The sequence below is a fragment of the Paraburkholderia sp. SECH4 genome, assembly GCF_030511745.1.
GTDB classification, from domain to species: Bacteria; Pseudomonadota; Gammaproteobacteria; order Burkholderiales; family Burkholderiaceae; genus Paraburkholderia; species Paraburkholderia madseniana.
The window spans coordinates 1-15314 of sequence record NZ_JALOCP010000077.1 but is presented as its reverse complement, the minus strand read 5'-3'; the positions used below and the strand labels follow the sequence as shown (position 1 = coordinate 15314).

The 15314-nt window shown below is 58.3% G+C and carries 14 protein-coding genes and 1 pseudogene; 6 read left to right on the top strand and 9 right to left on the bottom strand.

What is annotated here, in order from left to right:
• Positions 1-850 precede the first annotated feature (850 nt).
• The 5 genes and pseudogenes from M0D67_RS41125 (at position 851) to M0D67_RS41105 (ending at position 3867) form a co-directional block, all read left to right on the top strand.
• Positions 851-1495 carry a hypothetical protein gene (locus M0D67_RS41125; RefSeq protein ID WP_266243396.1) on the top strand — a complete coding sequence of 215 codons (645 nt, stop codon included), beginning with the start codon at positions 851-853 and terminating at the stop codon, positions 1493-1495.
• Positions 1488-1778 carry an RES family NAD+ phosphorylase gene (locus M0D67_RS41120; RefSeq protein WP_266243394.1) on the top strand — a complete coding sequence of 97 codons (291 nt, stop codon included), beginning with the start codon at positions 1488-1490 and terminating at the stop codon, positions 1776-1778. The genes M0D67_RS41125 and M0D67_RS41120 overlap by 8 nt, the downstream gene beginning before the upstream one ends.
• 90 nt (positions 1779-1868) lie before the next feature.
• Positions 1869-2030 carry a hypothetical protein gene (locus M0D67_RS41115; protein WP_266243392.1) on the top strand — a complete coding sequence of 54 codons (162 nt, stop codon included), beginning with the start codon at positions 1869-1871 and terminating at the stop codon, positions 2028-2030.
• 380 nt (positions 2031-2410) lie between these two features.
• Entirely contained in the window at positions 2411-3136 is a 726-nt protein-coding gene (locus M0D67_RS41110) for a TIGR02391 family protein (RefSeq protein ID WP_266243389.1), read from the top strand.
• Positions 3133-3867: pseudogene (locus M0D67_RS41105) on the top strand (site-specific integrase). The gene M0D67_RS41110 and the pseudogene M0D67_RS41105 overlap by 4 nt, the downstream one beginning before the upstream one ends.
• A 44-nt stretch (positions 3868-3911) precedes the next feature.
• On the opposite strand, the gene M0D67_RS41100 reads toward M0D67_RS41105, so the two are convergent.
• Positions 3912-4076, bottom strand: a complete 165-nt coding sequence (locus tag M0D67_RS41100; RefSeq protein ID WP_266243386.1) for a hypothetical protein — start codon at positions 4074-4076, stop codon at positions 3912-3914.
• A 934-nt stretch (positions 4077-5010) separates the two neighbouring features.
• On the opposite strand from M0D67_RS41100, the gene M0D67_RS41095 reads away from it, so the two are divergent.
• Positions 5011-5181: a hypothetical protein gene (locus M0D67_RS41095; protein ID WP_266243384.1), complete on the top strand. Its 171-nt coding sequence runs from the start codon at positions 5011-5013 to the stop codon at positions 5179-5181.
• A 343-nt stretch (positions 5182-5524) separates the two neighbouring features.
• On the opposite strand, the gene M0D67_RS41090 is transcribed toward M0D67_RS41095, so the two are convergent.
• The 8 genes from M0D67_RS41090 to M0D67_RS41055 form a co-directional block, all read right to left on the bottom strand.
• Positions 5525-6568 carry a hypothetical protein gene (locus M0D67_RS41090; RefSeq protein ID WP_266243382.1) on the bottom strand — a complete coding sequence of 348 codons (1044 nt, stop codon included), beginning with the start codon at positions 6566-6568 and terminating at the stop codon, positions 5525-5527.
• A 116-nt stretch (positions 6569-6684) separates the two neighbouring features.
• Positions 6685-6981 carry a hypothetical protein gene (locus M0D67_RS41085; protein ID WP_266243380.1) on the bottom strand — a complete coding sequence of 99 codons (297 nt, stop codon included), beginning with the start codon at positions 6979-6981 and terminating at the stop codon, positions 6685-6687.
• 50 nt (positions 6982-7031) lie between these two features.
• Positions 7032-7919 carry a hypothetical protein gene (locus tag M0D67_RS41080; protein ID WP_266243377.1) on the bottom strand — a complete coding sequence of 296 codons (888 nt, stop codon included), beginning with the start codon at positions 7917-7919 and terminating at the stop codon, positions 7032-7034.
• Between the two features lie 540 nt (positions 7920-8459).
• Positions 8460-8777, bottom strand: coding sequence for a hypothetical protein (locus M0D67_RS41075; protein WP_266243374.1), 318 nt, complete (start codon positions 8775-8777; stop codon positions 8460-8462).
• Positions 8778-8921: 144 nt separating this feature from the next.
• Positions 8922-13310 (bottom strand): hypothetical protein, encoded by a 4389-nt coding sequence (locus tag M0D67_RS41070; protein ID WP_266243372.1) that lies wholly within the window; start codon positions 13308-13310, stop codon positions 8922-8924.
• Between the two features lie 322 nt (positions 13311-13632).
• A complete protein-coding gene (locus tag M0D67_RS41065; protein WP_266243370.1) occupies positions 13633-14109 on the bottom strand; it encodes a hypothetical protein in 477 nt (158 codons plus the stop codon).
• A 13-nt stretch (positions 14110-14122) separates the two neighbouring features.
• A complete protein-coding gene (locus tag M0D67_RS41060) occupies positions 14123-14458 on the bottom strand; it encodes a hypothetical protein (RefSeq protein ID WP_266243367.1) in 336 nt (111 codons plus the stop codon).
• 4 nt (positions 14459-14462) lie between these two features.
• Positions 14463-15245 (bottom strand): DUF5677 domain-containing protein, encoded by a 783-nt coding sequence (locus M0D67_RS41055; protein WP_266243364.1) that lies wholly within the window; start codon positions 15243-15245, stop codon positions 14463-14465.
• Between the last annotated feature and the right edge of the window lie 69 nt (positions 15246-15314).

Below are 15314 nucleotides of genomic sequence, written 5' to 3'. Positions count from 1 at the left end.
AAATCGGAAAAACCACACCAACGCAACACCACGCCATAGGTACCAAGAATCAACAATTAAGTGTGTAGTAGCTTTATAGAAATGTCGTGTTCCAGCCATTTAGAAATGTCGTGTTCTGGTCTCGGTATGCTTGCCGGTTCCCTGCGGGATTACGGAGCCGGCAGCGCGGGGAACTAAATTTTGGACGTTCTCGGAAGTAATTTTAGGGAAACCCTGCAATGCAGCGTTTCCTAATATTTACTTCCGAAATTCAACGCCAAATTGCCACGCGGCACCGACGCTGCGCGTGTCTACGCAGCATCTCCTAAAATTTAGTTCCGTTCTGCAAGAACGTTGAAAATTTAGTTCCGTCGATTGCCTATCTACCGAGTGGCCAGATACTGGCGGAGAAAGTGGCTTCCCGATATGGCACGTTAGGGTCGCCCCCCGAGCGTGACGCGTCCAACGACGCGGCAGATGCCCTTCAGCGCGGGTCCAAAGCCCGTCGTTGATCTGCTTGTAGCGGCCGGAACTAAATACGGAACATTCCAGAGTGCATTCACAGAAACTGTTATAAAAATTCGACAGAAATCGTTCAGAAATGCCGTCGCCGTCTTTTCTAAACGGTTCACGTCGAAAACAGAACGCGTCGATGGCCTCGTGGCATTTCTGAAGGAATCACGTTAAGTCTCTATTGTGGCGACTTCTGGCAGCCCCAACGGGTTGTATGCGAGTTACCCTCGGGCAGCATTTTGAGGCAGATACTTGAAATGTTAGACTTGTGATATACACTGAAACTATCACATTGCTCAATATCGAGTACGCAATGGCTAGAGGACGTTCAAGTGCCGAAACGATGGCCCCCGCAAACATGGCCGCGTTGGCGTTCGGATCCCAGACCGCGGGAGGCGTCGGTGACATCGGCCGGATCGTAATGGCGCTGGACGCGACACGTGCTGCTGCGACTGCAATTCTCGACGGATTGGAAGACTTGGGCGGTGGCCTGTCGGAGCACACGAAGGTAGAGCTGACTCGCAAGGTACGCCGGCGAATCAACGAGCAGGAAGATAGTGTCCTGCAAGGTCTCGTCGATGCGTCACCGGTCAGGCTGATGACGCCATCGCGTGCCGAGATGGAAGCTAAGGCGGTCGCAACTGTGCTGGACGGAACCACGTGGTTGACGGCTCAGATGGTCGGCAAGCAGCAGAATCCGGATGCCACGAATCTGCATGCTGTAACGAGTCGGTGGAAGAAGGAAGGCAAGGTTTTTGCCATCGAGCGGGCGGGCCAGACCTTGTACCCGAGGTACATTTTTGATGATCTCGGCAACCCGATTCCTGCAGTGGCCGAGATCCTGAAGGTCCTCGAAGGCTACACACCGTTCCGGATTGCCTCGTGGTTCGAGTCGACGAACAGCATGCTTCATGGGAAGCGTCCTCGTGAGGTCCTGGCAACAAGCCCCTTGGCCGTGATCGAGGCCGCGCGGGATCACGTGGCAGGAGCGGTGCATGGGTAGTACACAGCATCCGCCGCCGCCGTTGTCATTCACGCTTTCAACCCTTCCGTCACTAAAGTGGTATCGGGTTCACCCGTTCGACCCAAAAACTGGGCATTACACACCGGACGCCTACAACACGTCCGGCTCGGGGAATGCGCGGTTTAGCCCGTTGCACCGACTTGATAACGGGAAAATCATTCCGACGGTCTATGCAGCTGACTCGCCGAGAGAGGCGATCATGGAGGTGGTGTTGCACGACGTTCCGATCCCATCAACGGGCTACCAGCACGACCTGGAATGAGATCGTACATCCCACCTACACCTGAGCGAGGTCAGGCTGCCGTCGCTAAAGCTGGCAAATCTGACGGCGACCGGCCTGCGCGCTCCAGGCTTGGCACCATCAGACCTGTTCGACGGCGACAAGACCGACTGTCCGCGCACGCGCGACTGGGCCTTGTGGATCTGGGCCAACTTTCCGGGCGCTCAGGGGTTGATGTGGATGAGCCACTATCTCCACCGCGCGTTGAAACGGCCCTGCGACTTCGTGCTATGACTATGTTTCATTGACAACTTTGCTTATGTAAAATTTAGGAAACCAAATTATTGTGCGCCTCTTTCACGATTAAATTCCCCAGCGTCGGTGCACGCATGACTCGCGTCTTGTGGTCCGTTCAATAAGCGCTCTTCCCTCTTACTGGCTCGTGACAAAAAGTCGGTCGATCACCCTCACCCGCGAACGGATGCCACAAAGCGTAGGCTGACCGCTGCACTAATTTCGTCGTGCCTCAAAATCAGACGGAAGACCCCTCGAACCTTAACCACCGTGCAGCTGAATCACAGGTCGAGCAGTTTCTGAACATGATAATGTCCTTTATCACATATAGGACGGGCGAGCCGATGACCGAACTGCCAACCGAGATTCCTGAGGTCGAAGTGCTGCTCGAGCTCGAGCCCGAGGAGCTTGCCGGCAAGATGCTGTTGCTGCTGCGCGCCCGGGGCGAACACCGGACGTTCAACGTCGGCACGCTGCGCTCGGAAGCGTGGGACCACCACGCGGCATTGGCCGGTCGGCCACAGTACCCCCAAAACCGCCGTGACGAAGTGGATCTGGCGATTGCGGAGGCGCTGGCCTGGCTCGAGGCACAGGCGCTGATCGTTCCGGCAGAAGGCGTCAACGGCCAGAATGGTTTCCGGCACCTGAGCCGCCGCGCGCGGCGGTTCGAGAATGAGGCAGCCTTTACCGACTACCGGACTGCGCGCCTGCTGCCGAAAGACCTGCTGCACCAAGCGATCGCGAACGATGTATGGCTGTCCTTCATGCGTGGCGCCTATCCAACTGCGGTGTTCGAGGCGATGCGCGCTGTCGAGATCGCGGTGAGGACCGCTGCTGGCTATCCGGCCGCCGAGCATGGCGTGCCGATGATGCGGAGAGCCTTTGCTCCGAATGCCGGACCTCTGGCTGACCATACCAAGGACACAGGCGAACAGGAGGCACTGGCCGCACTTTTTGCTGGCGCGATCGGCTCGTACAAGAACCCGCATTCACACCGCAACGTGCCGATCGACACGGCGCGCGAAGCGGTCGAAATGATCGTGCTTGCGAGTCACCTGCTGGGCATCGTCGATGCACGGGCAGCCGCAAGGCGGGCCGCGCCATGAACCAGCTGATCGCTCTCCCCCCCCTTCCGACCCCGGCGCTCGTCACGGCCGCTGGCGAACGCGCCGGCATCCGCTTCCTGGAGTTTTTCGCGTCAGCGATCCGCAATCTGCACACGCGGCGCGCCTATGCGCGCACGGCCGGTGACTTTCTCGCCTGATACGCCCAGGCGGGCGTCGCATCAATCACCTCCGTGCAGCCGCTGCACGTCGCGAGCCGGATCGAGCTGTAGACGCAGACGCTGTCGGCACCGACCGTCAAGCAGCACCTGGCCGCGATCCGCCACCTGTTTGACTGGCTAGTGGTCGGCCATATCGTGCCGCACACAGCAGCGGCGCCTCTGGGTTCGCCTGCGTGAGAAAGGCGGCAAGCGGCACGAGATGCCCTGTCACCACACACTGGAGGTGTACCTGCATGTGTAACTCGACGGCACTGGCATCGTCAGTGATCCAAAGGGACCATTGTTCCGCACGATTCGATGCGGCACGGGCCAGTTCGGCACCACGCCGCTGCTGCAGGCGAACGCGTACGCGATGGTCCGGCGCCGGGCGATCGCAGCGGGCATCGGCAACCACACGTTCCGCGCGACCGGCATCACCGCCTACCTCAAGAACGGCGGCACGCTCGAAAGTGCGCGGTAATGGCGAACCATGCATCGACGCGCACCACACAGCATTACGATCGGCGTCGCGACGACATCAGCCTGGATGCGGTAGAGCGGATCCACATATAGCGGATGCTTCGCGCCCTACGTATCTAGCTGACGGCGCGCCCTGGTCACGACGACTTTGGAGGCCGTGGTCCCGACAGACAGAGGACCACGACAACGAGCATCACCATGGCGAGTGCAGCGATGAACAAGGCGCCTCCTGTCGGGTGAGCGTCAAGCTGCGTCACCAGGTTGATGCATGCGTTGATGATGTCAGTTGCTTCTTTTCTCATGTCGGCTTCCTAATCAAAATTCCGGGCGAAAAAAAAGCCCGTCGGTTTCTGGCCGAGTTGGGCTTCGTTAGAAAACACAGTGCGTTAACGCAAAAACCCGCAGGCCTTCGCGATGCGGGTTTTGTCCGGACGAGCGCTTCCACTAAGGTGGGTGAGCCGCTTTCCCGGGGCTCTGGTGAATCTGGTTGCTACGTGTACTCTGCCAACGCTCCGATTTCCCTGCCGGGAAACGAGCCTGCGCGCACGGCGCTATCAGCATTCTGACCAACTGTTCTGGGCGCAATTCTGCCCCACGACGGGAGTATAGCTGGGCACTGTTTTTTTGTACAGTACTTCGTATCTCGACAACAACGCTTTCGTGTCCCAGAACGTCCCAACCTCGGACTGGACTACCCTGCTACCCGCGCGATCTGTTTACGGCCCGGACGAAAGCGTACGCTAGCGATCCGAGGATCCTTGTCACGTCCCCGCGACCAAGGCGTCGACTGGAATATGTGGGTGTAGTCGTCCCCAAAAATAAAAAAAATCGGACGTTGCGTTCCGCGAATCGCGGCGTTTTCCCGTGATTCGCCGGATTGGACATGGCGTTACACATGCACGATCCTGAGGCGCATGCCACGTCGTCACGAACATAAGAGGCCCAAGTTGGGACGTTCTGGGACACGTGGGGCGTTTAACCCGGCCTGGAAATATGGCTTACTGGCTTCAGCAGACAGCGGAACCGAAGAAAAGGAGATGACCATGCACGCACAAATACGGGAAGCCCTCCTCGACGGACACCGTTTCCCATGGCGGCTGGCCTGGAAGCGGCGGCGTACCTTGACGGGCGAGTGCCGTGACACTGCAAAGTAGCAGTCAGGCAGGACGATTCTGGCGTGTTTGATGTCATGACGCGAGATTGGCTATACACGCGACAAACCTTGCGAAGCCGCATATGAAAATCGAAATCAACGTTACCGATCTGGTTAACTACCTGCCGACCGTGCTGCACGCACTGCAAACCAACCAGGTTGGCGCCGCGTATCTGGTTGCACTTGCGGCCCTTTTGCTTTGCGGCTTGATCGTGCGTCGACCGGAAAGCAAGAAGCCGGCAAGCAAGAAGTAAGGCATCGCGGGTCCACTTCAGGCCATCGGCAGTGGCAACCTATCTTTCAGGTGACTATCGAAAACCGGTTTTATCAATAGCTGTCTACAGTAGAAAAGTCAAAAAAACTGGCCGCGCTGAAGTCACACGAACGAATTTTGCAGACATTCCAGCAAGTAAATTTGAAACGTCCGCCGTCCGCATACCCGTACGAGATTTAGTTCTCTCAATCTCCGCAGGTACCCCAGCGTCACGGCGGTCGGCAAATTCGTCTCAAGATGCCCGGTACCGAATCCGTTCGAAGATTTCTCTGCGCTCGCATCGGCAATGGGTGTGGCGTACGTCCCGCGGGTCTGCTGGGCGATCACCATTTTGGCTCGAGCGTAAGAGTATGGCCTTCATACGTGCCGTCGTCTTTGCTGGCGATGCGCACATGGATCTTAGACAGAAACGTGGCCGGCGTTGCAAGCCACTTCAGCACCGCCAGTTTTTCGTACCCGCCAGGGATGTCATTTCCAGTGTCTTCCGCCGTCAAAAGATCTTGCAACATGCCGGCGGCGAGATCAGGCACGCTCAGCAGATCGTCAAGATAACCCTTCTCCAAAAACGATTTTCCGAACCCAATAACGTCGAAACCGTGCGTCATGTACATCGCGCCGATGCTCCCGAACAGTTTTTGCGTGTCGGCAAATGACCGGTCCTTGGCGTCTTCGTTGATTTGGTCGGTATCGCTGTACCAGAGTAGGCGCTGTTGGTCATATGTTATCGCCGCCGTAAACGCCGCGAGAATATGCAGCACGCGCAGGACTTTCTCGCCGACGTGGCCGGTCCATTTTCCGAATCCACCCTCTTCGAGCTGCTTTGCAATCGATGCGTGTGCCTCACTTTTGGTCATACCGAAGACCGAACTGATCCTCTTGTCGATCGCTACAGTGACGACGGCTCCGTGGATGAGGTTGTCGATTAGCTCTAGGTACTCGGGCAGCGCGCGGCTCCGCGGCCCGTATTTGAGGTCTTTGTATTTGAACTCACTGTAGGGATCGTGAATCTTGTGCTTTTGCCGCAGCGCCTGCATGTGCGTCTGGAAAGGGCCGTTCTTGTCCAGTGCGACGAACAGGAACGAATACGTGCTGTAACGCGCATCGCCATGCTCACCACCGTAATCAGACATGACCGCAATCTTGTTGTCGTCGGAAAAGTCAGGGAGTTCAGGGATTGACTCGAGTACTCCGGCCAGCACGTGGCAGAAATAATGGTGCTCGGCCTTGGTGCCTGGCAGTTTGAAAGGACCGTGTTTGCGGATTTTTTGCTGTAACTGTCCAATGGCGATGAGCTCGGCCGGAATGCGCGCTCCGAAAACCCGATCGATCAGCGCCCTGAGAGTGTTCTTCTTGAAAGGGGGTTCCATGGGTCTGCCGGTGGATATTCTTCAAATTTGACTCTCGCGGCGCGCGATCTGCCGCAGCTTGAACAGTCGCATCGCATCTCGCGTGGTACATGACGGCTACAGGCACCGCGCTTTTCCTACGTCTTAGCTAAGATCGCAGCAATGCCTTGGAAAAGCGCTGCGGCGCTCGCTGCCAGGGCCGCCCAACGGCTCCAGCGTGCTTGCTCAACGCCAGTCGCGAAAGGGTCGATTCTCGTACCGTTGTCCTTATCGAAGGTAATGCTGCCGGGAATCCACCCCTCGACTGCAGTTGGCTCGACATACTCAACCTCGACGCGCGTGGACCAAAACCACAAACCGGCAGCAGTGAATGCTGCAACGGCTGAGACGATGTTGAGCCCATAGGCGACTCTCTTCAATAGATCGGCCTCCATCTAACTTTCCTGTTTTCGTTATCGCGCGCCGGTGCACGCTTTTTCTTCTGTTAGTCGCGCTCGTACTGGCCGGCGATGCGCTCGGCACTCAGATACCACTTCCTTACTAGCGCGGTCGCCGCCGGCTGCGCGGCCAAGACTTGCTCCGCCTCGGGAAAGAGCGCGACGTAGTGATGCGCGAAGAAGCTCATCAGCACACATACAGTACTTACAGACGTAGCGGCCATAGTGGCTTGCTGAGCGAGCCCGCTGGCATCCCGGACCTGGAGGATACTCAACCAGCTCGCATGCGAGTAACCGCACTGGTAACTGTAGAGATCGCGGATGTGAACCGGGTGGAACCCGGCCTCGACTCCGATCGCAGTCCACCCACGCCCCGCGCGCCAGTCCCCCTTCAGGAACGCCTTGCGGTCTTTCGCAGGATGCTGCTCCCACCGGCCATGAGCCTGCATCGCGGCGCGTAGCGTCTCGATGGCCGCTCTTTCGTCCGTCAGCTTCTGCCTGTTCTCCGCTTTGCGCGCGCTCGCCTGTAGCTCCTGCCGGTCCAGCAACCCCGCGCAATGCCATGTCAAGTGGCGAAATTCCCGCAGATCGGGGTCGCTACACCCAAATACGTGCGCAAACGTCAGATAGGTCTCCAAGGCCGCCCGCGCCAGAATCAAGACCGAACCATGATCGATGTGCAACGCCGAAGCCTGCGGCATCACGACCTCGACAGGCTGCGCCAGCACGTGCAGCGACGTGATGTGGTAATAGAACTTGCGCGCTAGCACCTGCGCATCGTTCATCCACAATTGGCCGACAGGAATAACGTTGCCGGCCTGAGATTCGATCAGTTGCACCGTCAAGTGCAGCAACTTCCGGGACTCGCTCGTTGCCGCGTGCGCGGCGGCCGCGTTGCCGTCCACCACCACGCGCAGTGCAGTCAGTGGATCCATGTCGTTCGCCCCTTGGTCCTTTCCGTTTCAATACGAGACAGACTTACTCGGAGTAAAAGTGGTCGTGTGAACGATCGCCGTGCTGGCGCGTTGACACTCGTCCATGTCTTCCTTAGGTAGCGTCCCTTCAGTCTTCAGGCGAGCCAGGCACCGTTCGTTCGTTGCTTTAGCTTCCGGTAGATTCGCCGCGTACCACTCGCGACTGTGTGCAAACGCATCACTTGAGGAGACGGCAGCAAGCGAGATAGCGATCAACAGTAATGCGGGTTTTATCATTGGTTGATTGTCGTTGTTCGTGATGGCATCCGACCGTTCGGGGCTTGACCGTGCGTGAATCTTTTCGTCCTACCGGGAGTATCCGTCGATCGCAGCAATCGCCTGTGCCGGAGTCTCAAATGTGCTGGTTTTCCACTTGACGCCCTTGCCGTTGTATTACGTGCGCGAGCCCGAATACGATGGCACCGGTAATCACCAACGTACCAATCCACAGAATCGCGGCAACTGGATGCATGGCTTTGTTCTCCCCTTTTTCCGTCCTGTTTAGCGAACGTGCAGAGAAACAACCGTTCCATCAGGCAGGTGGAAATCGAGCAACGGCTCCCAGCCGATTTGCGTCCACGCATCGATGAATAACTGCCCAAGCTTAAACGCTGCCTCCGCGCTTTGCCAGTGAACTTCCAGCGTCCCTTTGTGATCGTGAATCTTCGTAATCGTAGCGTCGAGTTCTTCTAGCGGCTTCTGTATGCCTGTCGCGTCCAGCCGGCCACAAACATAGCCAATAATGGTATGGAGACGATCGAATCGTGAATGCCCGGGCTGGCCTTCGTAGGCGGTTACTTCAAATTTTGCGAGGCTCATGGTTACTCCTGTTATCAATCTTTTGTGAACGACCAATAGAGTTTGAAACAACCTATTAGACACGCGTCGGGCGCCCCCCAGCTTGCATTGACACGTCACCTCTCAAGTCACTCTGCGTCCTCATTGGAGGAGCGCTTTCGACCCCTATGCGGAAGGTTCCCGGTTAGCCTTTGCAGACCGCTTGGGGGCCGATCGGCGGCGTTTGACGGCGCGAGCGCAGCTAGAGACATCCACGACGCAGATTTCAGGCTGCGGGCCCGTTGACGATTCGCTTCGGATGCGCATCGCCAAAGCACACAGCCGCTGCACCACCGCTTCAAACTTCAGATAGGTGCCGTCGGGCAGTTCCCAGCCCTTTGGTCGCGGTTCCTGATGCACCAGGAGAAGGATGCCTTCGCGGCCATCCCGGCCGCGCAGATATTGGCCGCATAGCTGGACGACCAGCGCGTCCTCAAGCTGTTGCATCGTCCAACTTTCCGCGATCTTGATTTCAGTGGCCACATTGGCATCGCTGGCTTTCGCCCTGAAACGCAGGTCTGGTTCCTTCTCACCTGCAACGCGCACTTCGCGCTCGATCGAATAGGCGGTTCCCTGTACCTGCCTCAGCCTATCCGCCATCCAGTTCTGCACAGCGGGTTCGTCAGGCCGTGCGCTCAGGGTTGCGCCTTGCTGGAAGTCGCCGTGGACGAGATCGTGTTGCAGGTCTTCCAATCGCTGCAGCGCCACAAATTGCAGCTCTCGACCTGTCACCGGCGGCCGTTCAAACCGTTGCTCAACGCGGAGCGGCTCATCTGCGCGCCAGGCTGCGTGCTCCGCGTCATTGGCCGCCCGTTCTTGTGCCAGCGCGTGCAGGCGTGAACGAGCCACCGGGAAATTGGGTGTATCCATCAAGCGCAGGATGGCGGCATAGGTGGCATGCCCCGGTGTGCTGACCAAAGCGTTAAATGCGCCTGAACGTGCTCCTTGCGCCTCGTCGCGTTCGTCTGGCGAATACACACCCTTGTTATCGCGATCATTGTCCTCTTCTACCCGCACCATGCGATACGCCAGGATGACCAGATGCTCCAGTGTTGCTACATCGAGATGCATGTTCGACGGTGCAGAGCGCGACCAGTGCGAACCGAATATCTGGGGCAGCACGCGTTCGACGAGCGCTGTCTTCTCAGCCTCACCCAACAGATCGAGCTTTGCCATCAGGGTGTCCGTCGCACCTTGTGCGTTGATCGCATATGCGGCACCCAGGTATTGCGCGCTGACTTGTGGGTCCATCGAAGACTGAAATCTGTCAAGCACCAATGTGCAGAACGCCTGCCTTGCGTCTACAGGTAAGCCGTGCTTGAGGATGAACAGCATCGGACGCAGTGCAACGCGGTTCAAGTCCGATCGCGCCTGCAGTTCGCGCAACAGGGTGGGCGACATCAGGCGGACAAGGCTTTCGTCGCTTCGGCTGATGGCCTCCAGGGTTTGGTAGTGAACTCCCGGCGTGGGGTCGTCTAGCTCGCTTGCCGCCTCCTGGGCCAACACCTTCTCTACCGCGGTGGGCCATGCTGCTGCCAGTGCTGCAATCCAATCGGGAAAGCCGTTGATCTCCAGCGTCGCGTACTCAGCGGCATGAATTGCCTGCTCTTCTGCCAGGTGCAGCGCCCAGTCTGTCCGCCCTGCCGCTTCAATCGAAACCCCGGCGATGCCCAGGCAATCAATCATGCCGATTTGGTTGCGTTCGCCAGGCGGGCGGGCGCTGTGTAGCGTCGGTTTCCAAGCCCGCCAGATTTCGGCAAGCCCGGCGGCAAATGCTGCCGCGACTTCCTCGCCGGCCAGTTCCGCAATGGGCGCAACACTGTCGATCGCGTAACGCGAACTGCTACTGGTGGCCTCACGCAGCAACTGCCAAAGGTCGTAAATCCGCTTATCAATGCCCGTTGCTGTGGTGGGCTGCAACTGACGCAGTTGCGCCGGATTTGCCCGCATGTCGGCGATGAAGGCGATCCAAGACTGCTCCCGCTCGGACCGTGCGCTTTCGCCTGCCCGCACGGTCTCTGCCAATTCTTCCTCGCTCTTGATTTCTTCCGCCGACTTGGTGCGTGGTGTCATCGATTCAACATAGGCCGCTTGCATATCGGCGTCCGCCGCGGCGACGCCGGCAATGCGTGCCTTCAACGCCTCGGGCTCGCCAGCCGTGAACCAGAGATTGAGAGCAGCATTGATGGCCAGTTGCCGCTCAGTAGCGCGCGTCCGAGATGCACCGTCGGTCAGAAGCCAGTCAATGTCGTCGAGCACCAGCCCAGGCGGCCAGCCAAGAAACTTCATCTGGAACGAGTGGAGCAACGGGCGTCCCATCAGATTTCTGTGGTTGCCCAGTCGGTCGGCAGCCTGCCAGAAGGCAGCGCGACGGCGCTCCGGCGTTCGATGCAACAGTTCGACTGCATCGGCCGCCTTGTTGATTTGCCGCTGCGTCATATCATGACGCCTATCGCCGATACGCAGCGCTGCGTCGATCGCTGCGACTGGCGATACATTGTCTGGCGACAAGTCCAGCAGACGCTGTGCTGCCACGCCGAGCGCCGTAGCGTACTGCTCGTCCCTTGGCGACCTTTCGCCAATACCCGCTTGCGGCTCCGCTTCTAGCTGTTCCAAGAGCCCTTCGATCAATCGAGTCAGGTCGGCCGCGCTCATCAGCCGCTCGACGAGCTTTGCCCCGTCCCAGTCGAACCTGAAGCCACCGCCCTCGGCGTCACCGAGGTGAATGACCGCCAGGATTGCCAGCAGGTCATCGACGCCGATCAGTTGCGGGAACAAGTCATCGACGGCTTCCCAGACAAGCGTTGGCGAAATTGATGCGCACTGCAGTTTGATGTAGTCGGCATAGTCCTTGTGTGCGCTTTCATCACCGGCAGCAAGCAGCGCACGACCGGCGGTGATGGCGGTGTAGAGGTCTTGGTATTGGCCGAACGACGCGGCGATGGCCACATCAGCACAATCTTTGATCTTGCCCAGCCAGATCAGGCGCAGCACGAAACGGCGAATTTCCTCGTGTTCTTTGTCTGCCGCCCAGATGGCACGCAGCGCCGGCGCAATATCCGGCTGAGCAAATCGCGCAAGGCTACTGAGATCCAGGTGTGGCACTTCTTCCCCCCGGCGCATCCGCTCCACCAGCGCCGTCAACAATGTTTGCCTGGTTTCAAGGGAGAGGCTTGCCGGGTCTCCTGCGGTGAACAGTAGAAAGGGTGCGCGGCGCACAACCTCGCTGGCAACGCTTTCATCCCAGAGGGCAAGCCAGGCCGCCGTTTCCAACAGCGAAGGCTTGACCAGCTCGACCTCATAGGTCCGTGAAAAGAGCAGATCATGCAGTCGGCGTTGCGGCAAATTGGCCTGCCGCAGGCGCTGCAGCCAACGTGCTGCCAAGTAGGCGCGCACCACACCTTCGTTGTCGTTGTGCAATCTGGCGCGACCGAAGGTTGCGGGGTCGAACGCCGGCCTCGTCAGCAGCTTCATCCGATCTTCGCTGGGCCAGTCCGGCAACACGTCGTCGATCTTGGTTAGGGCTCGTTCGGTTTCAAGCCGAGCATCGTTGTCCGGTATCGCGACGGTCGTATGCCGGCCAAACACCAAGGCGGCGCCGATCCGTTCCAAGCCGTGTTTGGCACGCTCGGCGTCGAGGCTATCCCGACGGCCGCGTTCCGGGTCGGTTTCCTGGAGTCGTTCACGCAGGCCGACTTCGGTCATCTCGGTGAAGCTGCCAAGGCGGCTGTGGCTGCGCCAGTAGCGCACGATCCAGTCCAAGTCTAGCGGCCGGCGCGCGTATCCCCATAGGCTCGTGGCCTCAATGGCGGCCATCAGCCCATCGAGGTTCGGGGCGTTTTTGGCTGCGGCATAGGTCCGCACCTGCTCGGTATCGAGCTGGGCCATCACCACGATCAGGGGTGTTTCGGCTGGCGTCGGGTCTGGGCGTTTTTCGTGACGGAGGACGCGGCGGACCAGCGGTTCAAGTGCGGGGAGAGGTTCGGCGGGGTTGTCATGTGGCAGTGGCAGTTCGTCGTTCAGCCGCCGAGCATCGCGCGCGAATTCCCAATCGGTATGACGGCCGGACAGAACGATGTGGGCGCGGCTCTCTCCTCCGGCAATCCCTTCGGCAATTTGCCGCAGCGCTCTTTCCAGGCGGATATTGTCGAGTTTCGCCTCGTCGATGGAGTCGATGAAAAACCATCCTGGTTCACTGCTGTTGCGCCAAGCATTCAAGCGCTGCCGGTCAGCAAGCCGCAATGCCTTATCGAGCCCGTCGCGGCCAACATCTTGAAGAGTCGCGTAGACAGCAAACCTGCCTGCTGCTGTCTGCTGGCGTGCTTGCTCGGCCAGTTCCTCGGTCTTGCCACTACCGGCCTCAGCAAGGATAACGACGCGGCGCTTTGCAATCAGCTCGGGCCAGCTTAGCAAACCATTCGACACGCCAGCAGCGGTTCGATTCCTTGAAAAGGCGAGCGATTCTTTTTTTTCTTGCCATTCGTAAAACTGGCGATTCAGCGGAATGGTGGTCATTTGTAGCGTCGCGTCACGTGGTCCGGGACAATTGGCGTGGTGGACCGCTCCTGGCCGAGGGTGTGTCAAAACGCAGGTTCGCGCCTCTCGTTCAATAATTCGGCTTTCGAGAATGGCCTACAACGCCTTGGTGGCTTGCCGGGAAGGGTAAAGTGACCCGTCAAAACCTTGAGCTTTTGCGTTTTGACACACCCTCGGCCGAACCCGGTCGCAGCCACGCGAGCTTGTGCCAAAGTCTATTGTCTTGTGTCGAACTCTATTGCTCGTTCACAGCCAGCACTGCTGCGACACGTTCAAGATTCATGGCTTTGTCTTTTCCGACCTAAAACACTCGAACCGGTTTGCCGTTGCGAAATGCCTCTACTTCGGCTTCCACCTTCGCCTTTGGTGCGGGCTTGAACCGCGTCCACCAGTCCGCCATAAACTGTTCATCGCGCGCTTGCAGTGGCGCGTTCAGTCCGGCCGCGATATGGAAAAATCGACAGGCCGTTTTCAAAGCGGCGTGCTTTCCTGTGCGAGCGGCGCGCTCTTGCGCGGCACGCGCAAGCAGCAATGCAGCTTGCACCGCTTCATTGCGATACGCTGGGCTATCAAGACGCTTAGCTAGAGCCTCTTTCAGTTTCTCCGCATCGGATTTCCGCAGCCGTGTTTGCCGGCCCCGCCACCGCGTAGCTCTTTCCTTACTCCACTTTCCGGCAACGTATTCGGCGTCGGCTGCACGCCCATCAATCTCAACGTCATAGTGGCCTTCATAATCAGGCAAAACAGACATAGAAATCCAATCGGTGTATGGAGTCATTCGCTTTTCAGAGTTACCAGCGTGCGCCGTTGCAGGCTTCAAACTCGGCTCCGATGATCACAGGCCGCCACTTGTATGGGATTCGATTTTGTTTCAAGTAGCAACGCACCGCGTCCCACTTTTGATGCCCAATCAGGTGCTCCACGTAACCGTGTGGGACAGCGCCGTCTTTGCCGCCAGACATGTCCGCGCATCCGAAAATCCTGTTGAGGGAATCCACGTTCCTCAACTGGAGGCCGATAGTCTCCTTTGCGTTGTTGCCTGTCAGAAGTTGCTCGTTCGACTTACCCATAATCTCCTCAATCCGTTTCCGTGCTTGCCCGCTCGACTGCGCGAGCGCTTTTCTCATGGCATTAAGCCCATGGCCCATACTGGTGGTCAAGCATCTGGCACTTGTCCCACGTCGACTGCAAGACCGTGCGCGTTTCCTCAGTATCCAGGCCAACTTTTTCGCACGCGAAGCAGGCGAGCAAGATGCCTGTGGTTGCGGTCAAGATAGCGGCCGGAGTCTTATTGAGAAGCGGTTTCAGCCTGACACCGAAGGAACCGTCGTTTCGCTTCTCGAAGTAATTGTCCACGGCAGAGAGCGATGGATGTGCCGCGTGATGCGATAGATGCCGATACAACCCATCGTATGTCCCGAGGGCTTTACCTCGTCTTGCAAATTCTCGCATATCAATGGTCATCGACCCTTCGTCTTGCTCGACAAATTCGTGTAACTGAGCTTTAAACTGTTCGACATTCGGATAATCCTTTGCATTCAGGAGTGTATTCGCGTGCTTTACTCTCGATGCATAGTCGTGGCCGGCAAGCTCGCGGGGTGCGACGGCGTTCTCGGCGACCGCGAGCATGACGAACACGGTTTCAAGCAATCCGCGCGATAGAGAAAGCGATTCGAGCGTCATGCCAGATTCGGCCAGGGTGATGGCGGCCTGATAGTGGGTTACGCAACGCGCAAAATAGGCGCCGACAGTAAGTTGCCCCCTATTCTTTGCGGTTGTCAGCAGACCCGCGATCTCCAGTGCAACGCCGGCGCACTCGTCCGCAAACGCAAGCAACGTGTTATGCCGCTTTCGCTGATCGGCGCGTAGCGCTGCCGAGCTCGCGCCTGCGAATCCTTCCGTCTCGAAAGTCATAGCTCCCCTCAAAAGGCTTTAGGGAAGGTCTGCACAACCCGTTTCCTGCACGTCGCGCGGTTTGCTGCC

What these genes read in the sequence shown, in the direction of transcription:
- M0D67_RS41125 (WP_266243396.1), top strand. Translation starts at nt 851, where the DNA reads ATGGCCGCGTTGGCGTTCGGATCCCAGACCGCGGGAGGCGTCGGTGAC.
- M0D67_RS41120 (WP_266243394.1), top strand. Translation starts at nt 1,488, where the DNA reads ATGGGTAGTACACAGCATCCGCCGCCGCCGTTGTCATTCACGCTTTCA.
- M0D67_RS41100 (WP_266243386.1), bottom strand. Translation starts at nt 4,076, where the DNA reads ATGAGAAAAGAAGCAACTGACATCATCAACGCATGCATCAACCTGGTG.
- M0D67_RS41095 (WP_266243384.1), top strand. Translation starts at nt 5,011, where the DNA reads ATGAAAATCGAAATCAACGTTACCGATCTGGTTAACTACCTGCCGACC.
- M0D67_RS41090 (WP_266243382.1), bottom strand. Translation starts at nt 6,568, where the DNA reads ATGGAACCCCCTTTCAAGAAGAACACTCTCAGGGCGCTGATCGATCGG.
- M0D67_RS41085 (WP_266243380.1), bottom strand. Translation starts at nt 6,981, where the DNA reads ATGGAGGCCGATCTATTGAAGAGAGTCGCCTATGGGCTCAACATCGTC.
- M0D67_RS41080 (WP_266243377.1), bottom strand. Translation starts at nt 7,919, where the DNA reads ATGGATCCACTGACTGCACTGCGCGTGGTGGTGGACGGCAACGCGGCC.
- M0D67_RS41075 (WP_266243374.1), bottom strand. Translation starts at nt 8,777, where the DNA reads ATGAGCCTCGCAAAATTTGAAGTAACCGCCTACGAAGGCCAGCCCGGG.
- M0D67_RS41070 (WP_266243372.1), bottom strand. Translation starts at nt 13,310, where the DNA reads ATGACCACCATTCCGCTGAATCGCCAGTTTTACGAATGGCAAGAAAAA.
- M0D67_RS41065 (WP_266243370.1), bottom strand. Translation starts at nt 14,109, where the DNA reads ATGACTCCATACACCGATTGGATTTCTATGTCTGTTTTGCCTGATTAT.
- M0D67_RS41060 (WP_266243367.1), bottom strand. Translation starts at nt 14,458, where the DNA reads ATGAGAAAAGCGCTCGCGCAGTCGAGCGGGCAAGCACGGAAACGGATT.
- M0D67_RS41055 (WP_266243364.1), bottom strand. Translation starts at nt 15,245, where the DNA reads ATGACTTTCGAGACGGAAGGATTCGCAGGCGCGAGCTCGGCAGCGCTA.